Below are 19042 nucleotides of genomic sequence, written 5' to 3'. Positions count from 1 at the left end.
TCTAGCTCTACTTCAGAAACTCGTCAGCGCAAGCAAACGGGAAGCATGAAGCAACTAGGACAAGCGAAGCGTCAGAAACACAAACCTATTGGTCTGGTTGTAGAAACCCAGACCTCAACGAAGTAGGTCTGGGTAGTTCATGACACCCCATGGAAAGTCAGGTAGGTCACAAGCTAAAATCAGCGACATCAGTACTGAGGAGTCCGAATATGCGACATTTTATTGGCATCAGCGTCACCCTTGCCACAGCGGTACTAGCGAGTATGGCGTTTACCCCCACATCAGCATCAGCTCAAGCCGCTTATGGTAGTTATGTCGGCGCTGGTGGTACTTTCGGTATTGAAGAAGATGATCGCGGTGAAGGGCGGCAATTTGGGGGAGTTTTGGCGGTACGGTACAAACTCTTAGAACTTCCTGTCTCTCTGCGAGCGCAAGCCTTGATTGGTGCAGGTACGGCGGTGGTGCCAACTATTTCTTATGATTTTCCCCTCAACTGGCAAACGGATGTGTATCTGGGGGCGGGTGCGGCGTTTGCCAGTGGTGATACGCCCTCACCGGTGGGAGATAAAACTAGCTTCGCTTTGCAACCGGGGATTGATTATGTTGTTCCTGGGGGCAGTACAGTGCTTTTTGGGAATGCGATTATTGCCTTTGATGCCTATCGTAACGGAGGCGGAACAGCGGTTTCGGTGCAGGGTGGCGTGGGGTTGCAATTTTAATCAGACACAAAAATTGCCGCTATTTTTGTCAGTAAACCCTGGCATTCGCCAAGAATTCAAATTCTTGGCTAAAAGCGCAAGTCGTCTAAAGACGACTAACGGGAATGCTAGGAAAAATTGACTACTATGGAATCCGCTTGATTGCACACAGATGCAATCCCGTTAAAATGAATGCTCCCGCGCGATCATTTGTAGTAGCCACTTTAGTGGCTTCAAATGCTTAATTTCCCAGCACTAAAGTGCTGACTACAAACAGATCGCAATCCGATCCTCACACCCCTGAATCTCCAATTCCAGTCGTGGTTCTGGCTGATTACAGAATAGAACACCCCGATAACCACTCGCAACCAACGTAAAGGATAACTGTTGACTCTCCCAAGCTTCCACCATCGCATCTCCTAAATTTACCTGGCATTTTGCCCAATCTACACGTACCTCTCGATTACTGAGAATATCGGTAATTAAGACGTGATGGATTGATTTCATTACCTTAATTGCTAAGTGACGCACCGTGAATCCGATCACCCCCTTCTCGAATTCCTCTATTATTACGTCTGGGGGTAATCCAGTAATCGCCAGTTGCTCAGTTTTAGGGGATTGGGGACGTTTTGAGTGTGTAGGGGCGGGTTTAGAAACTTGCTTTTCGTTATTGATAGTAACGTTTGTGCAAAACCCGCCCTGACTAGGTTTTGAGTTAACTCCCTTATCTCTCAAAGGACGTTCTCTTGGCGCTAATGGGGGAATCACTGAGATACCATCGGAATTCATTGCCCATTGCTGGGCTTTTTTAATCAAATTAGACTGCAATTTTGCCGCTTTCCTCAGCTTTCCCTGATTCGTCACATACTCTACCTGTTTTTTCTTCGTCCCTATCCAACGTTTCCGGGCAAATAGACGCTGTTTCTGGTTAGCCTCGTTGACAAATTGCTCGTAGAATGCTAATGTTTCCACCAATGCTCCAACTTTTTCCAGAGCAATTCCTATCTGTGACATCAACAGGTAATCTTGCCAGTCTGAATTGGATAAAACCCGCTCTTTTATAAATTGTGCATAGTCCTGGCGTTGGTCTTTGCTCAAGTCTTTTGAATTTAATTCTGACCCTGCCAGTTCATAAACAATGTCGAAATTTAGCGCGGTTTTTTCCTCAGTTGAACCGATGACATTGGGCAAATCGGTGTCTAGCAATTCGAGGGCGTCTTGCCAGTATTTCTGGCGGAATAAATAACGGAACAGTAGCCGTAGTAGCTTGATTCTGATCCCATCCTGATTAGCCAGTCGAAAACAGTCTTTAACTTTAGCCAAGTCATCCAATCCCACATAAACCACACAGGCTTGTTGGTATTCCTGCTTCATTTCCAACGCCTGGGCGACATAGCGCAGCCATTTGCGATCGCGCGGTTTGTTAGCTTGCCGCCATTGGTGGATAATCTGATCAGCTTCGCCTGCTTGTGCCAAATACGCTAATCCATCTGGCATACCCACAGTAAAGGCTTTTGCCCGATGATAGTCTGGGGTTTGAGTTGCATTACTTTCGTCCCAATACTGTATCGCTTGATCATAATTTTGGGCGCGATAAAAACAGGTTCCCGCTTGCACCTTTAGTTCTGAGTAACCCGCTGAGGCTAAGATAGCTAGAACTTCGCCAAACTGCTGCCATTGTGATAAGGGTATTGAGGAATCATTAGGAATGGTTTCAATGCGACGGGCATAATCTTTAATTCCTTGCTGCCATTGTTTTTGCTGATTAACCTGTTGATTTCCCTGAAGAACCCATGATTCATGACTAATAATATACCGAGTAAAATTCTCCAGCGCCGCTAAATCATCAGCAGGTGTCACCATAAACCACGCCAGAATACTCTCAGCCGCTGATTGATATTGGGGGTGCGAATCATACCAAGCCACCAATTCTGACCAGCATAGCCCCTGCCAGAAGCAATCCCGCGCCTGATCGGATTCCCCCAACTCCAGGAAACAATGACCCGCGTCTCGATACTGCCGTTCAAATTTTAGCGCCCACGCCTGACAAGAGTTGGCTTGAGTGATATCCCCTAAATCCCGATAGAATTGTTTGGCTCGGCGTAGTAAACTGGGATTCTCTGCATGTAAACCTTTAAGCTGAAATTCTTGCGCGATCGCACCCGGGTCATCTTCACGCATTGTCTCTACCATATTTGGCATACCCGGTGCTAGGGTTTTCACATTATCTTGCCAACAGGTTTTGTGTTTAGCATAACCTAGCATTGCCTGTAACAAGGCTTCATCACTGGCATAGTGCCACAGTTGACGGTTTCCTGTGTCTGAATCGACGATAAATAAATAATCCGTTGCCCGACTAGCCGCGACATAGAGTTTATTGAAAAAGTATTCAACCTTGACTTTTTGGTCAACACCTTGTAGGTTCCAGACATTATCGCTACACTCTTCACCAAATTTATACAAAATCACCCGTTTAAATTCCAATCCCTTGGCAGAAATGGCACTTAAAACATTTTTTAGAGGTTCTGGGGATAGTGTGGAGTGTTGAGTTAATTCTCTCATCTCTTCTGTTCCCTGTTCCCTGTGACACACCGAGCGAAGCCGAGGTGTTCCCTGTTCCCTCGGATTCAACGGCGGAAAGATTTGAGATAATACTTCATCGGCTTGGGCATACGCCAGTTCCTCCCCTTCTTCACAGGGAACAATGATAATCGTATCTTTGATATAAGTAATTAATTCCTCCGCACTAATCGTCTGATTGAGAATAAACATTTGCGGTTCAGGGAAATCACCCGGATGCCATGCGGTTTGGGGTTGGAGTTCGGGAATGTCAAAGAGAACGTGACGCCAAAGCTGAATTAAATTGGTGAATTGAACAATAGACAGACTCGATCGATAGTTATAGGATAGTTCCTGAAAATTAACCGTCAACTTTAACTGATCCGCCGGATCAAGGGCGGTAATCACTTCTGCATCAAAAGCCGCTTGAGTGCTAGACCAATGGAATCCTGTTGGGTTTAAGGTTTGAAACGGATCACCAGCAAAGGCAAAGGGTAAACTAGGAATGGGTTGGTATCCCAAATGGTATTGGGAAAACAGAGACAGCCGCATAATAAGCTGTAACTCTAGGCGGGTAAAGTCTTGGGCTTCATCGCAGAAGATGGCGGTATAGTCGGGATGATAACACTTCAAGTCCAAGACTCTGGCAATTAAATCTTGGTCATCCCAGTAACCCAGTTCCGTGGTTAGATGTTTATACCAGTGTTGCCAAATCGTGTCATAGATTCCCTGAAATTTCTCTACATCAATCGTGCGTTCTTTGCGGGGAACTTCCTCTTGATAATCTTCCGGCGTCATGTCGTCCGATTGACCATAGCCTTTAATAAAACTGCGGATAATGTGCCAACAAATTTCTGGGGAATAGCGGCAGGATTGGGGAAGATGCAAGATCAGTTTGGCGAGGGCGGGTTCGGGACAGGTTCCCTGATACAGTTGTTTGAACCGATGGAAGGAAATATAGTGGTCTGGGTTAAACCGTTGTCGTTCCTGGGGGGGGAGTAAGCTTAACAGAAATTTACCGAAGGGTTGAAAATAGCGATCGCAATTGGGAATGTGATCACCGGGACTGCGTTCAGCGACAAAGCGATGGTGGGAACGCAGGAGTCGATTCACTCCATCTCGGGCAATGTCCAATAACCGTTCATTGTAGGTGAGAAACAGGGGTTTACCCGGAAGCGGTTCGGGACGGCGATGTCCTTGGGGGGTGTAGTATTTACGGTAGCAGTAGTCGGCAAATAGATAAATTAGCATCGTGGATTTGCCACTACCCGCCCGTCCATTAATAAATAGGGGAAGTGAATCGGTTTCGAGGGTAGGACAAGACACCGATTGGAGAATCTCCTCTTCTTCTGGGGAAAGGGCGAGATTTGCCTCTCTCCCCCGTTCAATCGCCAGCCAACTTTTGTCATCGGCTAAGAGGTAAGCGGGATAGGAACGACGGGCGAAGGGGGTTAATTCATGGATGGTTAGGGGTTGGGATAAGCGGTTGGGGGTGTTGGCACCATTGAATAGGGTGGTTCGCACTCCCACGTCCCGAATCTCGGCGCTGGAGGGGGGATGATCAAACGCGGCTAAGAGAAACAAGACACCGCGAACACTGGCGTCAGTGGTTTCAATCTGGCTGTAGAGAACGTAACAATTGTTTTCACTCCAGAGGTTGACATTTTCGGGAAGCTGGGGTTCACGGGAGATTATCAGGGTTTCGGCGAAGCTGTCGGTTGGGATGGCTGCACGATTACCATTGCCATTTCCTGTAGATGTAGCCGTATGGGTATTAATCTGGGAAATAATCTGATAGTAAGTTTTCCACGCTTCTTGCAGTTTAACCGTGGTAAACTGTCTCACCCATTCTTCACTTTCATAGATCACCCAATCGTCGGGAACAATATCCCGTTCCCATCCCGGCGGCTCAAGCCAAGGGCGCAAGCGTTCCGGGAGTTCGGGTAAGGGTGCAACCGACTGTTGCTGAGATTGGGCTTGGGTTAGCCAATCGCGAATCTGTTGCAGGTCGAGTTGGGGTTCCAGATGGGTGCGACCATAATCAAGGGGGGATTCCAGAAACTGTTCATAGTCGTGATCACCCCGTTTAAAGATATCAACGAAGCACAATAGTTGCTGATTATCCAGATGCAGGATACGACCAATCAGGCGGCGGTTGAGGATGCGGCGCTTCAGATAAGGATAAACTCGCTCAAACCGGGATTGCACTTCATCGAGTCGTTGAGTTTGCAGTTGAGTACACAGATCATCGATGCGATCGCGAATTCCATAGCGTTCTGCTTTCTCATTAAACCCAGAGGTGCGATAGATGTACATTCAAGAGTTCCCGTTCTTCTTCTTAGTCCCTATTCTCTTATTTTCGTCTAATGGAGAAAGTAGGGGAAACGAGTTGAGTAACATTTTATACTAAAATCCCGATGAGGGAGGAGGAAGTCGGATCAATCCTGTTCAGTTAACCTCATCGATGCGGGACAATAGGAGCAGTTACAGCACTACGCACTCTAAGCTGTCATGCATTTAAATTGGGTATTAGTAGCGAGCAAGATGCTCGCACTACAACTGTTCCCCATTCCCTGTTCCCTGTTCCCTACCCACACTTATTCAACAAGCCCTATTGTCAACGTTTTCGGCTGCACGTATGGCTACCGCGATCGCACGCTGCACAACTACCTCTTTCTCCCCGACAATCACCCCCTCTCCAGCCGTTCGCTGGGCAATAACACCACAAACACAAGCGGCGGCAAATCCATACACCCCCGCCATTTTCAGTAATGTGCCACATTCCATCTCATAGTTGAGAACATTCAAACGACGATATTCTTGAGTAATGCCTTGAAGCCGACGCCTTAAATAAGGATTCGCCGAATCAGTGCGTTCTTGCCCTTCATAAAACGTATCCACCGACGCCGTAATCCCCAGATAATGCTCAATCCCTAACTCCCGCGCCGCCTCCACTAACCCCACCGCGAGAAACGGATCAGCCGCCGCCGGATATTCAATTGGGGCAATATCATTAGCTGCACCTTGGCGACATAATGCCGCACGAGTAATCACAATACTACCCACCGGGACATACTCTTGAATCGAGCCACAAGTCCCCACCCGAATAATCGTCTCAATCCCCAATTGCACCAACTCATTCACCACAATACTCAGAGACGGTGCGCCCATCCCACTTGTCGCCGATACGATGGGGCGATTATTGGACAATTTGCCCAGATAACTCTTTAATCCCCGATTTTCCGAGAGCAGACGCCCATCCTGCAAATAGTCTTGAGCAATCTGAGAAGCGCGTTGCGGATCACCGGATAACAGCGCCAGGGTAGGCGGCGGTGAACCGAGGTCATCTTGCCCAAAGCCAAGGTGATACATAGAGGAACGGGTCATGGGTTGAATAGGTTTGCTGTTTCCATTAAATCAGCCACAAGACCTGCTGCATTGCGCCAAAAATAAAACGCTTAACTTCACTTGAATTTTCTTTGAATAAAAAATAATTGCACTTTATCAAAACTTGATAAATAACCTCATCTATCCCCACTTCAGTATTCCGGAATTTTACGGATATCTTTTTTTACCTGGGTCTTTTGTGAAGACCTCATAAAGCATTTACAAATTCCATAAAGTTTTCATAAATCAATATTTTTATATCCTGCACTGTTTACTTTATGAAGTTTTTATAATTGTTATTTATCAAGAAAACCTTAAATCCTTGCCCTCACAGGCTTATAGCTGTTTTTTCTGTCTTCATGTTTTTGATATATATCAAAGTTTTTGCAAAGTTGAGTACTTTTACTAGACAGTAAAAGTACGTATGTGACAGTATTTAATTAACCAATCAACTTAAACAATTATCCAGGAACAACGAAAAAATGTAATCAAAGCCATCTGTTTCCCCTCAAATTAAATCTTCCAGATTTTTTCCTCAAAGAAGAATCCTCGTAAACCTTTACTCGCAAGCAACCATGTTTACATCAACTGCCATGAAAACCTTATCAATGACAGCAGCTAGCGCGACTTTGATGGCTTTGGGAACAGGTGTGACTCCGGCTGAAGCGGTGACTGTGTTCACTGACCGGACGGCTTGGGAGGAAACAGTGTCTGGTATTACTACGGAGACCTTCTCAACTCCTCAAAGCAGCAGTCAAAGCTTACTCTTGGAGAGTGGCATTCAGGTTACAGGTGTGTCATCAGTCTGGAGTTCGGGTCAATTTTATACCTCTACACCGAGTCGTTCTGAGAGTGTCGAGTTTGAGTTTCCGTCTCAAATACTCGGATTCGGCGCTGACTTTAGCTCAACAACCAGTAATGGAGGATTAACGGTTTCGGGTTTGTTCGATGAAATACCAGGTGTAGATACAGTCGTCTTCTCGGAGTATCTTCAGGGACAAGGTACTGGTTTCCTGGGAATTGTTGCGGATACAGCATTTAAGTCCCTATCGTTTGCGATGCAGTCACCTGCACTGGCTATCTCGGCGGCGAATGAAGCGTTTCAAATCGATAATTTCAGCTTTGCCAGTAACCTGGCTGAATCTGATGTTGTAAGTTCCCCAGAGTCACCAACTGACTCAGAGAATAATAGAGGTGAGCCAATGCCTCCTTTGACCGACACTAGGTCGGAATCTGTTCCTGAACCTACTTCAGTGTTAGGTCTCCTGATGATGACTGTTTTGGGTACAACTTCTCTGCGGAAGCGCCAAACTCGATAAGTAGGGTTTGCTGCACAACCCAAAAACCATTAGCCATCAATACTTTGAGTAGCATTGACATTGGCTCATCTTCCAGGAAAGAGCATAAAACTCATCAAAACCCTTGCACCACTATCACCGAAAATGTACCCTTGCTCCCCCAGCTCCCCCAGCGTTCGACTGAACTTCGACAGGCTCAGTTGCCGCGCTCACGCCGAAGTCTTCCCCGGCTTCCCCCGCTCCCCCTCACCACACCACTTATTCAGCAGCTCCTAAGTAGTGGTCGCGGCAATAGGTAATAAAATAAGGAATGGGTGCATCCCTTACATTGCCCAAGTCGTTCTGAGAAGGGATAAGAGAGAAAGAGAGAAAAAGAAAATAGTTCTGTTAAACGTGTTGACTAAAATAGGTGAGAATAGCTAAAGCGACAAATAGACTCACCAGTAACCAGCGACGCCGCTTCAAGATTTGATCCAGATATCTGTTCATCGTAACTCCTTTGCTTCTCGTATAAAAAGTTAGAGTAACACTATTTATGCAGCATTTGACTGGCTCAATTCATGCTTTAAAATCTCAATGGGATAGAGCGATGAAACCGTTTCAAGTTAATCCCCACCTTAGCCAGAACCTATTTATTGAATTAGTTGCTGCTTATTCTAATCCCAAACGATTCTATCACAATCTCAACCATGTTAAACAAGTTTTAACAACAATTGAAGAGATCCGTGAACATAGACTCACCCCCCAACTTACTACCCTGGATTTCTCGATCATTCGGGTCGCGGCTTGGTTTCACGATATCTTTTATGACCCAAAGTCAGACGACAATGAAGAAAAAAGCGCTAATTACGCAGAATTGGCATTAAACCAATTGAAACTGCCAATTGCACCAATAAGGCGAATCAAAACTCTAATTTTGCAGACTAAAACCCATCAAGCTTCAGCGAATGAACTGGACTGCCAAATTCTCTTAGATGCTGATTTAGCCATTCTGGGTACAGCCGAGTTAGACTACTATAGTTATGCTTACGCTATTCGACAAGAATATTCCTGGATTCCCGATCAAATTTATCGTCCTAAACGAAAACAGATTTTACAGAACTTTTGCCAACGGGAACGACTCTATTTAACGAATCCGATGTTCAATCAATTCGAGGAACGCGCTAGGCAGAATTTACAGGTAGAAATCTCCTTGTTATCATCGTAGCGACCCAAACAGCAGATGCCAACCCACAATTGCGATCGCTAAATCTGCCAGAATGTGGCTGATGTAACTTGACCATAAGGTACGATAGGTGAGATAACACCATGACCATACTGCCCCAGCAATGAATACGCCCAAGGAACCTAATAGGACGACCCCCCAATCAGCCGTGTAAGCGGCTAAGGCAATAATGTGATGGAGAGTGAATAGCATCGCAGCCAAGAATACGGCTTTTGTCCCAGATACCAATACTTCACATTTTTTATACACAAACCAACGCCAGATATACTCTTCGATTAGCGCATTAATAAACGTAAAATACAATGCGCCACCCAGATAAATCTTTGGGCTAGTAATACCTGCTTGCTTTGCCTTAGTCTGGACATCTGTCACATCAATCCACTGTTGACCTAACAGCCAATAGGCACTGAGAATAATCCCAAACATCAACAGTCCTAATAGTGTACCTACTAACAATTCATTTTTTTTCGGTAGGGATAGTCTAAATTTGCCATGATCCACCCAAATAAACCAGACTAGGGGGAGTGCTAATAACCAGACTTTGCACAGGGAAAATATCCTCTGTCCTAGAGAACCTGGTGCAATATATAATGCCATGGTTATCCCTAGGCTGGCAGCAGATACAAGCAGTAGCAACGCAAAAAATGCTTTTTTACGGGGATGAGTAGTTACCATTTGACCATTTGTGGCGCTAAGTTTATGTTGTATTCAACGCTAAAGGTTTGAATGGAATTCACCGAACAAGAGATGTGCCACTTTTATTAATTGTCAAAAGTTACTGCATCAATTCCTCATCTGAGATAGACTGTCTAAATCATTGTAGGATAAGTAGTTAAGGGATAACAGTGTCCTATACATCGCGCCGCGAACCCTCACTCTGATGGCTGAAAAACCAGACAATTTGGTAACTGTCACAACCGTATGCTGATCCTGATGCTAGTTATGATGATGTGAATAACTGCTATAACTCAAAAGCTTCTGGTGGTTATTCGGACTAGACATTAACCGTTATGACACAAAAAACACGCGGCGCGATCGCGGCTGGACATGACAAAACGGCTGAGGCGGGTAGGGAAATGTTTCGCCTTGGTGGTAATGCGTTTGATGCGGCGGTTGCAGCGATTCTCGCCTCCTTTGTCACGGAACCGGGACTCACCTCAGCAGCGGGAGGCGGTTTCCTCTTAGCCCATACCCAAACAAATCAAAATATTCTCTTTGATTTTTTTAGCCAAACCCCACGTCAAAAACGTCCTGAGAATGAAATTAATTTTTATCCCGTTGATGTTAATTTTGGTGGTGCTATCCAAGAGTTTCATATTGGACTAGGTTCTATGGCGGTTCCCGGAAATATGGCTGGCGTGTTTCACGTTCACCAACGATTGGGTAGTTTACCCTTCCATGTTATAGCCGAACCAGCGATTCACTACGCGAAACATGGGGTTAAATTAAATCGATTTCAATACTATTGTTTAACTTCAGTTCTGACGCCAATTCTTATGGCTAATCAAAACGGACAAAATGTTTTTATTCTCACTGGGAAACCTGTCGCACCCGATGTAACGATAACTATGCCCGCCTTTGCCGATACATTAGCGTATTTAGTGAAAAAGGGAGTTCGGGAATTTTATCAAGGAGATATTGCTCATCAATTAGTCAACGATTGTCAGGAATTTGGCGGATATTTAACCTTAGACGATTTAAAGCATTATCAGGTCATCGAACGGCAACCTTTAACGGTCAATTATCGAGGCAATACATTATTCACCAACCCGCCTCCCAGTTCGGGCGGAATATTGATAGCTTGGGCATTAAAATTATTATCTACCGTTGAGTTAGCGAATCTGGGCTTTGGCAGTGCGCGTCATTTAGAAATTTTGGCACAGGTTATGCAGTTGACAAATGCAGCCAGACAGGAGGGGTTGAATGATTATTTGTATCAAGAGAATATTGTTAATCAATTTTTAGCTGACGATTTTCTTGCTCAGTATCAACAAGACTTAGCAGAAACGGTAAATAAATGGGGCAGTACCACCCATATTAGTGTTATCGATGAGGTAGGAAATGCCGCTAGTGTTACCACGTCTAACGGGGAAGGATCGGGTTATGTGATTCCGGGGACAGGGATTATGGTGAATAATATGTTAGGAGAGGAAGACTTAAATCCTCAAGGTTTTCATCAGTGGCAAGAAAATGTGCGGATTTCGTCGATGATGTCTCCCTCGATTGTTTTGCAGAAGAATCAGGCGGAAGTTGTTTTAGGGTCAGGGGGTTCTAATCGGATTAGGACGGCTATTTTACAAGTTATTTCTAATATTTTAGATTTTAATATGACGGTTGAGCAAGCGGTGAATAGTCCGAGAACCCATGGAGAAAATGGTCGGTTTCATATCGAACCTGGTTTAACTGAAGCGGAAATACTTAATCCATTATTGACGAACCAACAGGTTGTGCGTTGGCGGGAAAAGAATTTGTTTTTTGGCGGGGTTCATACGGTGATGAAAACGTCTGATAATTTACTTGTCGGTGCTGGCGACAACCGTCGAGATGGTGCGGTGGCTAAGTTGTAGCGAGTTATCGCTAATCCGCCCAATCGAATCCCATTACCCACCCCTACGAATGGATATGGGGGAAGCTGGGATAATTATTTTGTGCGATCGCCTATGGTAATCTGTAACGGAATATAGGGCTAAGGTTCCCTACTACAAGCCGATGCGATCGCGCTCATCTCATTATGTCCCCCACTAAACCCTGTATCCCCATCCCACCCCCCCTGATGATGTCAGAGGAGGGTTCATTTGCCCACCAGACACTGACGCAACGGTGGCCCACAATTATCCAACGGGCGATCGCATCCAACAACTATCCCGCCTCGATTACTCAGAATCTGGAGCGTCTACGTCAGGAATTGCCTTACGGAATCGTGCGATCGCTTGAGGATGAAACTCAACCGGATTTAGAGGCGTGGACTACCTATATGGCACCCTACCAGGGAAAGCGCTGGATTGATATCCCCTGGTATCCCGCAGAAATCTATCTCTACCGTCGCATTTTAGAAGCCACCCACTACTTTCAACCGGGAAAATGGCACCGAGTCGATCCCTTTGAACCCCAAAAACACAGCAGTTTGGCAAAGGTAATGTCCGCCATTGAGACAATGAGTGGCAAAATTAACACCTTTGTTGATGCTCAAGGACAATGGAAGCACATCGATTTAATCGCCCTCTTTTATTTTGCCCTTTGGGGGAATCGCATTGACTTAAGCTTGTTCCCCACTGACGCCGGAGAGAGTCAGCGAATGAATATTGAAGCCTATCGCGAACAGGCAAATCTGTTAGTTGATCATACACCCCAAATTGCTGATCATATTGCTCACCTGAAGGGAGTTCGCATTGATTTAATTGTGGATAATGCTGGGTTTGAGTTGTTCTGTGATTTGTGTGTAGCTGACTTTTTCGTCAACAGTGGAATTGCTCAACCTGTTTACTTACATTTAAAGCCTCACCCAGTATTGGTGTCTGATGCCATGATTAAGGATGTTGACCACACCATTAAGGTTCTCTGTCACCATAGCCATCAGGATGTCCAATCTCTAGGAAAACGTCTCAAAAATTATATTGACAACGGTGACATAATCTGCGGCGAGGATTCCTATTGGACAGCCCCCCTCGCCTTTTGGGATATGCCAGAATCATGGCGCAGTGAATTAAATCAATCCCAATTCGTGATGATTAAAGGAGATGCCAATTATCGCCGTTTACTGGGCGATCGCGAATGGGATTATACGACGCCCTGGGACGATATTGTTTGCTATTTTCCCGCACCATTTGCCGCCCTACGCACGTTCAAAGCTGAACTCGCTGCTGGATTAAAACCGGATCAAATTAAGAGACTAAATCAGGAAGATCCCCAATGGTTAACCAATGGGCAATGGGGCGTCATTCAATTTTTCAACCCACGTCAGTAGGTTGGGTTGACGCTTGTTATTCAACACAATCTCAGCATCAAGCCCTTACTACAAACCCAATTATTATTCATCAGTTAATTCATCGATTTTGAACTGTCGTACTTCTTCCAGACTTAACCCCGTTTTCCGACTAATTGTTTCCTCATCTAACACATCCAGAAGTTGCTTGGCAATTTCTCGACGGGTTTCTTCTTTCCCCTGTCTCAATGCTCGTCGAATCGCATTACGTTGATCATGAATATAGATTTCTCGCTGTTCTAAAGCTTCTAATTCTTCTCTAGTTAGATTCGCTTGATTCGCCACTTCAAAGGCTTTGCGAATTTCTGGCACTTGCGCCATGGTTTCGGGGATAGTCTCTAGAGTTCTGGCTGTTTTGATAAAATAAATCCATTGCTCAGTTAATGTCTCTAACTCCTCTAAGCTTTTGCTAAACTTGGGTAATTCTACAAACACTAACTCTAAATCATTAATTGGATAATCTGTCAAGAGTCTTTTTTCTTTGAGCATAAAATTAGAAATGACCTGATTCAGATGCTCAAACATTTCAAAGTCGGTAATAGTTAAAGCAATCACCGGACTCAGCATCGTGTAATCTTCTCCAGGTTGTAATTGAATGGAATAGGCTTTCGCCGCGTTATATAAAATTCGCTTTTCAAAGCCTTCTAAATTCAAAACTTGCATTTCAATAATCACCGTTTTATCGCCAGTTATCCTAGCCTTCACATCTAAGTACGTATCTTTAATCCCCTGAATTTGGGGAGCCAGATAGGGATTGAGAATTTCTACATCCTGGATAACGGCTCGTCCTTGGTAGAGCAGAGCATTTAAAAAACTGATTAGAATATCTTTGCTTTGCTCAGAGCCAAATATTTTTTTAAAAGCAAAGTCAGTTTTAGGATTAATAAAAATCATAGTAATAAAGGGTGACAGCGATACAGATAAGTAGGTAGGCAAAAACTCCGGCTGCATTTCCAGTGGCGTGTTTTCTACAGAGGGAGGCATTTCTCAGATCTTAAGTAGAATGGGCGTGGCATGCTTAAACTGAAGGATTCGCTTTGTAGGGTAGCACCGACGTGCGCCTAGAAAATTTATCTCGGCTACCCTACTGTTCCTTATGTGGATAGCAAAATTATTAGCTGTTGTGCTGCCTTCTGCGAACCCAACTAATGCCACCAATTGCGCCTACTGTCATTAACGCAAATATCGATGAAGGTTCGGGGGTACTCACGAATTGACCACCCCGCTGTTCAATAAATAAACGATGCTCTTCAGTCCCTGTCCACCAGGAGATGTCACCAAATTCGCTGGTTGCAGTAGTTCCACCAGAAAGAACCCCGGCAATCAACCATTCATCGTTGAAGTTTACCAAGAGCGGACTACCACTGTCACCGGGGGCTGTAGTTCCTTCGTTCATAACAGGTATAGCACTACTTCCGAAGTCGGACAGCGTGTTATTTTCGGCGGTTCCATCATCAAAATCTGTGGAAAAGATGTTAGAAGTACCTGGCAGGATAATTCCACCTAGACTAGCCGTATCGTCATCTCTGGTATAAATGCTAGAAAACCCACCTTGAAAACCAGCCCCATGAAACAGATCAATGACATTCTCTGCTGCCCAGCGTAAGCCATCCCTTGTACCTTGATGCCCGACACTACCCACACCATTCAAACCGAAACCAACCGTAGTTGCTGTAGATCCAACTAAATCATCAGCATTAGTAAGGAATCGCAGCGGTGTGATAAAATCCGGAGAGGGAGAGGAAAGTTCTAGTATTGCAACATCTGTGCCATCTAAAAGGTCGTTAGTTGCATCCTTTTCAAAAATATTGGCGACTGAGATCGCTTCGATCAAGCTGTTTATGGGATCGCTATCACGGAACCGAACGGTTATGTTACTAGCATCCTCACCAAAAATGCAATGCTGTGCAGTGACCACATGAAATTGGTTGATCAAAGCGCCGCTACAGAGACTGCCACCGATGAAAATCTCAGTGACAGAGGTAAAGGGTGCGCCTAATAGTTGAGCTGTCTGTGCTCCAGCCATGTTATTAATCACTATAGCTTGCGCGGATGGCTGAAAAGATTGAAGGGTTACCCAACCTGTCATAGTGCAGATGGCTAGCTGACTAATGTTAGACCATTTCATGCATTAAATTCCTTAACTTGTATTTTTGCTTATCATTAAGCTAAAATAAGTGTATATATTTATTTTAAGGCTGCCCATTAAATTATTATTAAATTGTCTTGATTTAAGTTTTTGTTATTTTTAATGAGTTATAGAGTTAATCTAAGTCATTTGGACACTAATTTGGCAGTAGCAATCCTTATGTGGTAATATTTTAAGCTTCATCTGTTGTTAGGAATCATCAGGTTGAGGTTGTGCAGACATAACCTGCTCAATAAACTGTTGCATCCGCTCAAAATGTGACCCTTGCCAATAAATCTGCTGACAGGTTTGACAGCGATGAAACTCATTAATGGATTGTCGCGTTTGCTCCGGTAACTGATCTGCGATCGCATCTTTTTCAACAGGTACTAATACCCCATTACAGCGGATACACCGATGAAAGGGTAAAATAGCATCAAATAAATTGAAGCGACGCAAAACTTCAACGATTTGTTGATCGGGGTTTTTGGAGCGCACATAATACCCATACCTCACGATAGAACGCATCAGTAATCGGGTATCGCGAGTTAACAGAATCCGTTGCTCATCGGCAGAAACTTGGGCTAACTCTGGATCAGCGTAGTCATTGCGATACAGCGTATCAAACCCCAACAACCGCAACGCATTCGCTAATTTACCTAAATGAATATCCAGGACAAATCGATACTCTTGGGGTTCAGGGGGACTCACCCGGATACTGGGATTAATGTCATCTAGCACCGAAATCGGACAAACCGTGACGCGATCGCGATCTTCAACAATATAGGAAAAATCAACCGATTCTCCATTAACCAAAATCGCATCCACTTCCGGATGAGGAACCCCCAGGGATTCAATCATATCCTTAATCGAGGTTCGCCCTTTAAACTCATGAGGAAAACGAACATGACGCTTGTTTGGAGGCAAAAAATAATTCAATTCTGCCAGAAAATTAAAGTCAGCAGTTGCCATGATAATAACCTTGATTCAAAACCAACCCTAACCACCTGTAGGGGCGGGTTTTACAACTATCATTTGGGTTTGACCCCAATGTAACTCGCGCCCGCCCCGATCGATGTGTAGAGACGTAGCATGCTACGTCTCTACATTCCTGTATTGAAACCCACCCCGAATCTATTGCCGATCGCGTTCCAAATCATGGATGACTTTTTGCCAATACCAATCCTCAGAATGTCCCGGATTAATGCTTTTCACCTGATTCAGTAACCCCTTAGCCACTTGCCAATCCCCCTGAACCATGCCAAAAAGCTGATACTGGAGTTTCGCAGAGGGTTTGTTTCCATCCGATAAGTCGCTAATATCAGACCAAGGGCTTAATCCTCGCCCTGCTTGCTGTTGCTGAATCCGATCCAAGCTTCCCGTGGGAATCGATGCAATAAGCTGGCGCGTGTACTCCGTTTGTGGTTCCCGGTAGATACTCTCCGCCGCATCAATTTCCTCGATTTTGCCCTTATTCATCACCATGATGCGATCGCTCATAAATTTGACCACACTCAAGTCATGGGAGATAAAGATATAGGTGAGATTCAACTCATCCTTTAACTCACTCTGTAACTCCTTGAGCAGATTCAGCACCTGCGCCTGTACCGACACATCCAAGGCAGAAACCGATTCATCGCAGATAATAAACTTAGGCTCAAGTGCTAGCGCCCTGGCAATACAAACCCGTTGGCGTTGTCCCCCCGAAAATTCGTGGGGATAGCGGTTCATCCAGTCAGGGTTTAACCCCACTCGCTCAAACAAATAAGCAACGCGATCGCGACGTGCTTTGGCATTATCTCCCCATTTATGAATCACCAATGGTTCCATCACCGCATCCCCAATCTTCATCCGAGGATCAAGAGAACTAAAGGGATTCTGGAAAATAATTTGCATCTTTTGCCGCATTTGCCGCAAGCGCTTGCCTTTAATATGGGTGATATCTTCATTGTCAAAGGTTACCTTACCCTCCATCGGTTCAATTAAACGCAATAACGTCCGGGCAAGGGTGGATTTACCGCAACCCGATTCCCCCACGAGTCCCAACGTTTCTCCTTTGTAAACCTCAAAGGACACATTATTGACCGCCATAATATAGCGTTTAGTTTTGCCAAATACGTTGGATATAGGAAACCCCACTCGGAGATTTTTAACGGCAAGTAGGGGAGAGGCTGAGGCGTCAGCAACGGCGAGATTATCTCGCTGAACCTTTGCCCCATTTTCCTGATCAAAAGTCGGGGATTTTTCGCGAATGTCTACCTTACCCTCCTCTGTCGTCACCTCCTCCATGAAGTCAGCCACAGTGGGTAAGTATTTGAGATGTTTTTCTAATGTCGGACGACAGGCTAATAATCCTTTGGTATAAGGATGCTGGGGATGAGAGAAAATCTGCCAGACATCACCACTTTCGACAATATTTCCCCGGTACATCACCGCTACACTGTCGGCAATTTCAGCAATTACGCCTAAGTCGTGGGTGATGAAAATCATCGACATTCCTCGCTGATCCCGCAACTCCCGCAGCAAGTCCAGAATTGCCGCCTGTACGGTAACATCAAGGGCGGTGCTGGGTTCATCCGCAATCAGAATCTCCGGATCACAGGCAATTGCCATGGCAATCATCACCCGTTGCAATTGACCCCCGGATAGTTCGTGAGGATAACGCTTGAGCATTTCCTGTTTGCGCTGATTCAGGTACTGACTGATCACGCGATCTGTGGCGGCGTCGTCAGGATTTTCTTGCTCATACTCCAGCTTAAGTTCCTGATCACTGGGAATCAGCCGCACTTCTTGCAGCCGTGCGATCGCCTGACGCCGTGCTTCGCCTTGGGATATGTCCTGATGCTGTAAAATAGCTTCAATAAGCTGAAACCCGATTGTGTAGACGGGGTTGAGGGAACTCATCGGTTCCTGGAAGATCATCGAAATTTGACCCCCCCGAAACAAGCGTTTTCGTTCCTGATTCAGCGTCAGCAATTCAATGGGTTGAGCGCCATCGGCTTGAGGTTTAAAATAAATCTCTCCCTGAGTAATTTTACCCGGCGTTGACACTAACCCCATCACCGCCAGTGAGGTGACTGACTTCCCCGAACCCGACTCACCGACAATACCCAGGGTTTGCCCCCGTTTCACTTGAAAACTAATCCTATCAACAGCGAGGACTTCCTTTTCATCGGTTTTAAATTTGACTTGCAGGTTGCGAACGTCGAGAACGGTATCAGCCATGACACTCTAAAACGAGAATTAACAGAAATTTTAACAAGCAAATGCTCTATCGTACCGCATCCCCATTGATTCGCGATCGTACTATAGGAGCTAAATGGTTTATTGTTACTGAATTGACACAACTCATGACAACTCTAGTCAAATGGACAATCACCGACTATCATCGCCTCATTGAGACTGGTATTCTCAACCACCGTCGGGTCGAACTTTTGCAAGGAGAAGTCGTAGAAATGCCTACAGAAGAACCAATCCATAGCTATGCAACCGAAGGGGGTGTTCACTATCTACGTTCACTGTTAAGGGGATTGGCGGTGGTGCGAGAAGCTCATCCAATTACCCTGGCTGATTCCGAACCCCAACCCGATGTCGCCATTGTCCAACCATCTCGACAACGATATCTCGGGTCTTCCGGACTTAGTGTGCTAAATTATCAGTTTTAATGAGTCAGAAAGTTTTCCACACAAGGGCTGTAGCTTTTGATCGCCTCAAAATAAATTGAAATTCGGGTAAAAACGGTTAAAGCTATTGCTGTCCAATACT

The 19042-nt window shown here is 45.1% G+C and carries 13 protein-coding genes; 6 read left to right on the top strand and 7 right to left on the bottom strand.

The window, feature by feature from the left end; translation table 11 throughout:
* Nucleotides 1–209 precede the first annotated feature (209 nt).
* Nucleotides 210–719: a hypothetical protein gene (locus RIG66_RS31480; protein WP_446383718.1), complete on the top strand. Its 510-nt coding sequence runs from the start codon at nucleotides 210–212 to the stop codon at nucleotides 717–719.
* Nucleotides 720–965: 246 nt separating this feature from the next.
* Here RIG66_RS31480 and RIG66_RS31475 read toward each other — a convergent pair whose 3' ends face one another.
* The gene (locus RIG66_RS31475; protein ID WP_446383716.1) at nucleotides 966–5573 is read right to left on the bottom strand and encodes a hypothetical protein; all 4608 of its coding nucleotides are present in this window, start codon (nucleotides 5571–5573) and stop codon (nucleotides 966–968) included.
* A 285-nt stretch (nucleotides 5574–5858) separates the two neighbouring features.
* A complete protein-coding gene (locus RIG66_RS31470) occupies nucleotides 5859–6644 on the bottom strand; it encodes a nucleoside phosphorylase (RefSeq protein ID WP_446383714.1) in 786 nt (261 codons plus the stop codon).
* Nucleotides 6645–7237: 593 nt separating this feature from the next.
* Between RIG66_RS31470 and RIG66_RS31465 the strand changes: the two genes are divergently transcribed.
* Together RIG66_RS31465 and RIG66_RS31460 are read left to right on the top strand one after the other, a co-directional pair.
* Nucleotides 7238–7963 (top strand): PEP-CTERM sorting domain-containing protein, encoded by a 726-nt coding sequence (locus RIG66_RS31465; protein WP_446383712.1) that lies wholly within the window; start codon nucleotides 7238–7240, stop codon nucleotides 7961–7963.
* A 514-nt stretch (nucleotides 7964–8477) separates the two neighbouring features.
* Nucleotides 8478–9149, top strand: coding sequence for an HD domain-containing protein (locus RIG66_RS31460; RefSeq protein ID WP_446383710.1), 672 nt, complete (start codon nucleotides 8478–8480; stop codon nucleotides 9147–9149).
* On the opposite strand, the gene RIG66_RS31455 is transcribed toward RIG66_RS31460, so the two are convergent.
* Nucleotides 9141–9842: a CPBP family intramembrane glutamic endopeptidase gene (locus RIG66_RS31455; RefSeq protein ID WP_446383708.1), complete on the bottom strand. Its 702-nt coding sequence runs from the start codon at nucleotides 9840–9842 to the stop codon at nucleotides 9141–9143. The two genes, RIG66_RS31460 and RIG66_RS31455, sit on opposite strands and share 9 nt — an antisense overlap.
* A 335-nt stretch (nucleotides 9843–10177) precedes the next feature.
* On the opposite strand from RIG66_RS31455, the gene ggt reads away from it, so the two are divergent.
* Together ggt and RIG66_RS31445 are read left to right on the top strand one after the other, a co-directional pair.
* Nucleotides 10178–11734 (top strand): gamma-glutamyltransferase, encoded by a 1557-nt coding sequence (ggt, locus tag RIG66_RS31450; protein ID WP_446383706.1) that lies wholly within the window; start codon nucleotides 10178–10180, stop codon nucleotides 11732–11734.
* Nucleotides 11735–11898: 164 nt separating this feature from the next.
* On the top strand, nucleotides 11899–13131 hold the full coding sequence (locus tag RIG66_RS31445) for a damage-control phosphatase ARMT1 family protein (protein WP_446383704.1): 1233 nt from the start codon (nucleotides 11899–11901) through the stop codon (nucleotides 13129–13131).
* A gap of 63 nt (nucleotides 13132–13194) precedes the next feature.
* On the opposite strand, the gene RIG66_RS31440 is transcribed toward RIG66_RS31445, so the two are convergent.
* From RIG66_RS31440 to RIG66_RS31425, 4 genes are all read right to left on the bottom strand, one after another.
* Nucleotides 13195–14043: an Rpn family recombination-promoting nuclease/putative transposase gene (locus tag RIG66_RS31440; protein ID WP_446383720.1), complete on the bottom strand. Its 849-nt coding sequence runs from the start codon at nucleotides 14041–14043 to the stop codon at nucleotides 13195–13197.
* A gap of 220 nt (nucleotides 14044–14263) precedes the next feature.
* Nucleotides 14264–15277: a trypsin-like serine protease gene (locus RIG66_RS31435; RefSeq protein WP_446383702.1), complete on the bottom strand. Its 1014-nt coding sequence runs from the start codon at nucleotides 15275–15277 to the stop codon at nucleotides 14264–14266.
* Between the two features lie 210 nt (nucleotides 15278–15487).
* A complete protein-coding gene (locus tag RIG66_RS31430) occupies nucleotides 15488–16249 on the bottom strand; it encodes a Mut7-C RNAse domain-containing protein (RefSeq protein WP_446383700.1) in 762 nt (253 codons plus the stop codon).
* A 162-nt stretch (nucleotides 16250–16411) separates the two neighbouring features.
* A complete protein-coding gene (locus RIG66_RS31425; RefSeq protein ID WP_446383698.1) occupies nucleotides 16412–18502 on the bottom strand; it encodes an ABC transporter ATP-binding protein in 2091 nt (696 codons plus the stop codon).
* A gap of 41 nt (nucleotides 18503–18543) precedes the next feature.
* On the opposite strand from RIG66_RS31425, the gene RIG66_RS31420 reads away from it, so the two are divergent.
* Nucleotides 18544–18942: a Uma2 family endonuclease gene (locus RIG66_RS31420; RefSeq protein ID WP_446383696.1), complete on the top strand. Its 399-nt coding sequence runs from the start codon at nucleotides 18544–18546 to the stop codon at nucleotides 18940–18942.
* Nucleotides 18943–19042 lie beyond the last annotated feature (100 nt).

The organism is Coleofasciculus sp. E2-BRE-01, assembly GCF_040221695.1.
GTDB lineage: Bacteria > Cyanobacteriota > Cyanobacteriia > Cyanobacteriales > Coleofasciculaceae > Coleofasciculus.
This window is presented reverse-complemented; position numbering and strand designations above follow the sequence as displayed.